The following is a 7,254-nucleotide window of genomic DNA, read 5'->3' on the forward strand; positions in this document are numbered from 1 at the left end:
TAAATTGAAATCCTGTTTTTTCCGGGGACATGCGCATCGGAAAAAACACTTCTCAGCCCGCCAGTGTGGCCTTGGGTCGCCCTTTGACCCAAGGGTGCATGCAGCGGGCCGCATCTCCTCGAAAAAATGCTTGCATTTTTGAGAAGCGTGTCGAACTTTTTCGACACGCTCAGCATCCCCCGGAAGCAATGGCTTCCGGGGGATGCTTTATCATCCTTTAATTGCGTTTGTCAAACTGAGCCAGGGCGGAACAGGCCACCCCGATGCCCAGCATACCCATGCCGTTGAGGACGGTCAACTCGCCCAAGAGCAGCAGTACCACCACCGCCACCCCCATGGCCAGAGCTACCGCTCGGGCGATGGTGGACAGGTGGATGGATACCTCATGTTCTTGTTTCTCTGGGGTGTAGATCTGCATTAAATCTTCCAGGGACACCCCCAGCACCTCCGCCAGGCGGGGAATGGTGTTGATGTCGGGACAGGACAGGTCACGCTCCCATTTGGACACCGCCTTATCTGTGACCCCCATCTGTTGCGCCAGCTCCAGCTGGGTCATTCCTTTTTCTTTGCGCAGCGCTGCAATGCGTGCGCCCAGTGTCTTTGTCATGAACGGATCACTTCCTTGTCGTTGTTAAAGCCATGATAGCAAAACCAGGGGTGGAACGCAACCGACGGACAGTTTCTTTCCCTCGACTTCTGGTTGACTCAGGGGTAGAGAGGGAATTTCATGATAGTTTGGTGACATTTGCCCCGTGCTGCTCCCCCCACCGGGCCTCCCGGCTGTGACAGGAGAAGAGAAGTACTTGCCGACCCTTGGCCTGCGCTTGCAGCAGCTCCAGGGCGGTGGTGGCTCGGGTATCGTCAAAGTAGGCCAGGGTGTCGTCCAGCACCATGGGAGCCTCCGGGGCGGTGAGGTCACACAGGGCCAGACGCAGGGCCAAATACAGCTGCTCTTGCGCCCCGGCGGATAAAAACAGCTGGGAATGGGGCAGCGGTACCCCATCCTGCTCCACCTGGGCGGACAGATCTCGGGCCAGGGTCAGCCCTGTGTGCTGTCCCCCGGTGAGTCGGGCCATCAGCTGCCCGGCCTTGTCGTTTAGAGCCGGGGAAAACCGCTGCCGCAGGGCGGTGTTGGCCTGTTCCAATCCCTCCAGAGCCAGGGTGAGGGCCTGGTATTCCTTCTGGCGCTGGGCAAGCTGGCCCTGAAGCTCACCCCGGCGGCTCTCTGCCTCCAGGGTGTCCCGGCCCAAGGCTCCGGTGGCCTGATCCAGCCGACTGCGCCACTGGGCCATGAGGCTCTCCACCTGTCGCAGCTGGGCGGTGAGTGCCTGGGGATCCACCGTGGGGGGTGTGAGGTTGGTGGTGGGCCGCTGTGCCCCCTGAGCCTCCAGGTCTGCCACCCGCTCCAGGGCGTGGCTCAGCTGAGCCTCCAACTGCTGGTGCTGGGTCAGCCAGTCCAAATAGCCCTGCACCGCCTCCTGCATATGCTCCCCCTGAGACGGGGCGGGAGCATACAGGATTTTATCATATTTCCCCATTTTGGCCACCAATACCATGGCCAAAATAACGGCCCCCGCCATGCACCCAAAGCCCACAAAGGACAGGGGATAGAGGGTGAGGAAAAAGCCCAGAACGATGAGCAGCAGGCCGCCCACCCCCAAGAGGGGTACCCACAACTTCATAGCCCCGGACAGAGCCTGACGGCTTGCCTTGGCCTGCTGCCGCTGGCGGCTGTGTTCCTGAGTCTGTTGGGCGAGATTCCCCGCCTGCTCCATGGCCTGGGCAGCGGTGAGCCCCGAAAAGCGGGGGTCAGGGGCGGGGAGAGCCTGCAAAGCGGCCTGTGCCTGGGCTTGCTGCTGAAGGGCCTGGGCGTACCGCTGGTTCAGGGCCTGTTGGCGGTACGCCTGGTGCTGGGACAGCTGGTGTTCCAGCTGTCCCTTGTGCCGTTGCAGCCGGGTGAGCTCCTGTTTGGCCTGGGCCTGGGTCTGCCTTGCCTGGGCGGAGCGCTCCAAGGCCAGCTGCACCTGGGCCAGTTCCCCCTCCAGCTGGGGAATAAGCCCGGTGGAGCGGTTGGCCTGGCGGCGGTTGCGCCAGTCCTTCAAGGTGCGCTGGGTGGCAGAGTAGGACACGTCCTCCTCCCCCGTGGTGGCCAGGGCGGCAATGCGCCGCTCCAGGTCTGGACCTGGGGTGACGGCGGTGTCCCCTTGGCCAACCAGGGCGCAGCGGACAAACACCTCCCGGCTCACCCCTGTGAGGGTCTCCCCTACGTTGGCGGCGGTGAGGAAGGGCACCGGGTCCCCGGTGGCGGTGTATACCGCCTCAAAACCTCCAAAGGGGCCGGAGCGGTTGGCAAATCGGCGCAGGGTGATGGCCTGCCCCTGCCATTCCAGCTGGATTTCACCCGCCATGGCAGCCCCAGACCAGGGCTGATATTTGGTTTTTTGGGCCAAATGCCCCGCCTTGTCCCGCTCCCTGGTGTCGATGCCGTAGAGCATGGCGGTGAGAAAGGCCGCCCAGGTGGATTTTCCACATTCGTTGGGGGCGGTGAGGATGTTCAGCCCAGGGGAGAGGGTGAGGGTGGCTCCCTCCAGTTTGCCGAAGGTGGCAGTCATGGAGATGATGTTCATGGGCAGATGTCCTCCTCTCCCTCCAAAGCGGCCAGCCCGAACCGGGTGGCCAGGATGAGCTGGGGCTGTTGGTCCGGGGGAGCAGCCTGGATTTTTTCATACATGGAGCGCAGGAACAGCCCTGTCAGGGTGTCCTCTCCTGCCCGCTGCCACAGCTGACGGGGCAGGGTGGTGGCATCCACCCACTCAGCGTAGAAAAAGTGGGGGGCCACCTGCTGGGTGAGGGCGGTGAGGGAGGGGGGCGTGTCCGTCTCCCCGGTGAGGGTCAGGCGCACCAGGTCAGAGCAGTAGTCCAGCCCCGCCAGAGTCTGGGCCAGGGTGTCCACCGGGACTTCTTGGATGCGGTATTCCCGGCAGCACAGGGGCACGAATTTGGCACTGGTCCCTTGGGTGGTCACATCCACCACCAGACAGCCCTTTTTCCCCGTCTCGTCAAAGCCACGGCCCTCGGGACACCCCGGGTAGGCCCAGTAGGTGTCCCCCTCCCGCTGCAAGCCCGAGCCACGGTGGACATGGCCCAGGGCGGCGTAGTGTGCCCCGGTGGCACCCAGCTGACCGGGGAGAATGGGGGCGTAGCGGCCCATGGGGGCCACCTCCCCGTGGAGACAGAGAAGATGCACCCGCCCGTCCTTTGGCACGGTGTACCCGGACAGGGGGGCATCTTCCCGGTGGGTTGATGTGAAGGCGCAGCCGTGGATGACGGCGTTCAGCTCCGCCACTTCCACAGTCTCCATAGAGGTTGTGGAAAAAATATGTACGTTGGAGGGCCACTGGGCGGTGACATAGGGGGACTGAGGGGTGTAGGGGTCGTGGTTACCCGGGGCCAGAAAGACGGGGACAGACAGTTCACCCAGGGCCTGGACCAGGGCCTGGACGGACTGGGGATAGACCCCCACGGCATCCAACAAATCCCCTGACAGCAGCACCAGGTCTACCCCCTCCGCCTGGGCCAGCTGGGCCAGACGGTGGGGGATGTCCCGCAGTTCCCGCCGCCGTTGGGCGGCTTGGGGGGCGGGGAGGCTGCTGAAAGGGGAGTCCAGGTGGAGGTCTGCGGCGTGTAGAATACGCATGAGAGAGCCTCCTTATCCGTCGATGTCCACCCGCTCCACGGTAAGGCAGCGGCGGGTGTTGGTGTCAATGGTAAACAGCACCCCATCCATGCCACAGGGGCCGTCGGCGGGCTGGAACCGCTGGGGCAGGCCACCCAAAAAGCGGTTGATGGCCTGGGAGGGGTGAATGCCGATCACCGACTGGGTGGGGCCGGTCATACCCAGGTCTGTGACAAAGCCCAGCCCCTGGGGGAACACCTGGGTGTCGGCGGTGGGCACATGGGTGTGGGTACCCCACAGGGCCTGCACCCGCCCGTCCAGATACCAGGCCATGGCCCCCTTTTCGCTGGTGGCCTCAGCGTGGAAATCCACCAGGGTGAGGGTGGCCTCTCCGTCCTTCAAAATTTCATCCATTTTGGTAAAGGGATTGTCGAAGTTGGCGTCCATGCCGCAGCGGCCAATGAGGTTGACCACCCGGATGGTGGTGCCCCGGGGTCCGTCAAAGAGCCCAAAGCCCCGGCCCGGGGCCCGGCCGGTGTAGTTGGCGGGCCGGAGAATATAGGGATTGCGCTCCATTTCCTCTACGATTTGTCGCTTACCCCAGGTATGATTACCCATTGTAATCACATCTGCCCCGGCGGCAAAGATCTCCTGGGCCTGATGGGGCATCAGACCGTTGGAGGCGGCGTTTTCCCCGTTGACCACGGTGAAGTGAATATCATACTGACGGCGGAGGGTGGGCAGGTGGCGGCAGAGAAAGTTCACGCCGCTCTCGCCCACCACATCCCCGATGGCCAGAACACGAAGTTCCATAAAAAAGCCTCCCGGTTAGGAATTGGATCCGTCCATGGTCTGCTGAATAATATCCTCAAACACCTCCCGGGATAATGCCCCGGAGATATAGCCATAGACGTTGCCGTTTTTATCGATCATGAAGGTGGTGGGGAAGGAGGAGATACCGTAGGAGTAAAACAGGCTGGCATCCTCATTCATCAGGGTGGGGTAGGTGTACCCGTTCTCCTCCAAAAAGGCGGAAATGTCCGCCGCCGAGCCCTCCTGGCCCAGGTTGGGGGCAGCCACACCCAGCACCACCAAATCCTTCTCGTTTTTGCCGTAGTCCTCATAGATGGCCTGCAAGTCGGGCATCTCACTGCGGCAGGGCCCGCACCAGGTGGCCCAGAAGTTCAGAAGAATGGTTTTCCCCTTGTACTGGTCCAGGGTGTGGGTGTTGCCAAACTGGTCAGTGAGGGTGAAGTCCAGGGCGGGAATGGGGGCCTGGCTCTCCTGGGGTGCATCGCTCTGCTCCGGTTGGGCGGTCTGCTCCGGCGCTTCGGTGACCTGGGCAGTGGGAGTGGCCTGGGGGTCAGAGCCCGCCAGGGAGCCGGACAGGGCGTCCATCCACCCGGTGACCATGAGAAGGCCAATGACCACCAGCAGCGCCCCACCCACCTTCACGGTGTAGCGCACCACGTTGCGGTGCTTCTGGAACAGCTGCAACAGCACCCCGGCAAACAGGGACACCGCCAGGAAGGGGAGAACAAAGCCCAGGGTGTACAGGCCAATGAGGGCAAAGCCCTGGGCGGCAGTGTCCGCCGAGCCCGCCATCAGCAGTACGCTGGCCAGGGCGGGGCCCACACAGGGGGTCCAGGCAAAGGAGAAGGTGAAGCCGAACACCAGAGCCACCAGGGGGCTCATGGCCAACTTTTGCAGGGGGAAGCGGATGCGCCGATCCTGCTCCAAAGCCATGGGGCGAAACACCCCCAGCTGGAACAGACCAAAGGCGATGATAAGGATGCCACCCACCTGGATGATGATTTTTTGGTACTGGTGCAGGGCCTGGCCCAGGGCAGTCATACCCAAAGCCAGCAAGAAGAAGGCCCCGCTGATACCGATGACGAAAAAGAGGGTGTTGACCAGGGTTTTCACCCGGGAGGTCTGGGCGCCTTGGGCGTCACCCATGCTTCCCGACAAATAGCCCAGGTACAGGGGGAGGAGGGGGAGGACACAGGGGGAAAAGAAACTGAAAATGCCCTGGACAAACACAGTGAACAGGGACACAGAGGCAGAGAGATCAAATCCTGGCATACATACCTTCCTTCACTGGAAAATCAGCTGTTCTCAGGCTCCACCAGCATGAGACAGCCGTCTTTATCATATTTCAAAAGCTGGATTTCCATGCGGGTGTTGCGGGCGATATCCCGCATCCGCACCGCCTCGGTCACCGAGGCCACCAGGGTATAGGCCACGCCGTGGCGCTTGGCTCGGCCCGTGCGGCCCACCCGGTGGACGTAGTTTTCCTGCTCGTCGGGCACGTCGTAATTGAATACCACATCCACGTCGTCGATGTCCAACCCACGGGCGGCCACGTCGGTGGCCACCAGCACCCGCAGCTGACCGGCCTTGAACTGCTGGAGGGTCTTTTCCCGCACCCGCTGCTGGATGTCGCCGTGGATGGCCTTGCAGGAGATGCCCCGCATGGACAGCAGGCCCGCCAGGCGGTCGGTCATGTTCTTGGTGTTGCAGAAGGCGATGGCTCGCTCATACTCGCCGCCCTCCAGCAGGGCAACCAGGGTGTCCAGCTTCTGCTCCCGGCCGTCCAGGTCGATGCGGTACTGCTGGATGTCCGGGCGGTTTTCCTCCACCGGGCGCACGGTGATCTCCACCGGGTCACGCTGGTACACCCAGGAGATGTCCATGACCTCCCGGCTGATGGTGGCGGAGAAGAGCCCCAGGTTCTTGCGGTGGGGGATCTTGTCCAGAATCCGGGTCACATCCTGGATAAAGCCCATATCCAGCATCCGGTCGGCCTCGTCCAGCACCACCGTCTGCACCCCATCCAGGCGCACGGTGCGCCGCTTCATGTGGTCCATGAGCCGACCGGGGGTGGCCACCACGATCTGGGGCCGATTTTTCAGCTGGGTGATCTGCTTGTCAATGGGCTGGCCGCCGTACAGGCACACAATGCGTACACCCTCCCGGAAGGCGCACAGGTCCCGCAGCTCGTCCCGGATCTGCACCGCCAGCTCCCGGGTGGGGGCCAGGATGAGACCTTGCACCTGGTCGGACTGGGGGTCCACATGCTCCACCATGGGGATGCCGAAGGCATAGGTCTTGCCGGTGCCGGTGGGGGCCTTGGCCACCACGTCCCGCCACTGCATAAAGCAGGGGATGGCCCCCCCCTGAATGGCGGTGGCCTGGGTAAAGCCCTTCTTGTCCAGAGCCTTCATGGTGGCCTCGGACAGGTTCATATCTTGGTAAAAGTAGGTGTCTTGCACCACAACTCCATCAATTTCCATGGTATAGATCCTTTCTATCTCTTACATATATAGTCCATCGTAGTATATCACATTTCCTGGTATACCGTAAAGTCCCGAAGGGGGAACCGCACCCCAATTTCTCGGGTGATACTCCATAGCCCAGGGGGGGAGGGGTTGCCGAGGCCAAGGGCTCCCTTGTGTAAAGGGAGCCCTAGCGTGTCGAAAAAGTTCGACACGCTTCTCAAAAATGCAAGCATTTTTTCGAGGAGATGCAGCCCGCTGCATGCATCCTTGGGTCAAAGGGCGACCCAAGGCCACACT

General features: G+C 62.2%; 6 protein-coding genes. All 6 read right to left on the minus strand.

What is annotated here, in order from left to right; all coding sequences use genetic code 11:
• Positions 1-217: 217 nt before the first annotated feature.
• The 6 genes from H9X86_RS11260 to H9X86_RS11285 all read right to left on the minus strand — a co-directional run bounded on the left by H9X86_RS11260 (position 218) and on the right by H9X86_RS11285 (position 6,972).
• Positions 218-607 carry a helix-turn-helix domain-containing protein gene (locus tag H9X86_RS11260; RefSeq protein WP_204901616.1) on the minus strand — a complete coding sequence of 130 codons (390 nt, stop codon included), beginning with the start codon at positions 605-607 and terminating at the stop codon, positions 218-220.
• Between the two features lie 118 nt (positions 608-725).
• Positions 726-2,627, minus strand: coding sequence for an ATP-binding protein (locus H9X86_RS11265; RefSeq protein WP_204901617.1), 1,902 nt, complete (start codon positions 2,625-2,627; stop codon positions 726-728).
• Entirely contained in the window at positions 2,624-3,697 is a 1,074-nt protein-coding gene (locus H9X86_RS11270; RefSeq protein ID WP_204901618.1) for a metallophosphoesterase family protein, read from the minus strand. Before H9X86_RS11270 ends, H9X86_RS11265 begins: the two co-directional genes overlap by 4 nt.
• 12 nt (positions 3,698-3,709) lie before the next feature.
• A complete protein-coding gene (locus tag H9X86_RS11275) occupies positions 3,710-4,489 on the minus strand; it encodes a TIGR00282 family metallophosphoesterase (protein WP_204901619.1) in 780 nt (259 codons plus the stop codon).
• 15 nt (positions 4,490-4,504) lie between these two features.
• Positions 4,505-5,761, minus strand: a complete 1,257-nt coding sequence (locus tag H9X86_RS11280; RefSeq protein WP_204901620.1) for a redoxin family protein — start codon at positions 5,759-5,761, stop codon at positions 4,505-4,507.
• 23 nt (positions 5,762-5,784) lie between these two features.
• On the minus strand, positions 5,785-6,972 hold the full coding sequence (locus H9X86_RS11285) for a DEAD/DEAH box helicase (protein ID WP_204901621.1): 1,188 nt from the start codon (positions 6,970-6,972) through the stop codon (positions 5,785-5,787).
• Positions 6,973-7,254 lie beyond the last annotated feature (282 nt).

Source organism: Pseudoflavonifractor capillosus, assembly GCF_016902575.1.
GTDB lineage: Bacteria > Bacillota > Clostridia > Oscillospirales > Oscillospiraceae > Enterenecus > Enterenecus capillosus_A.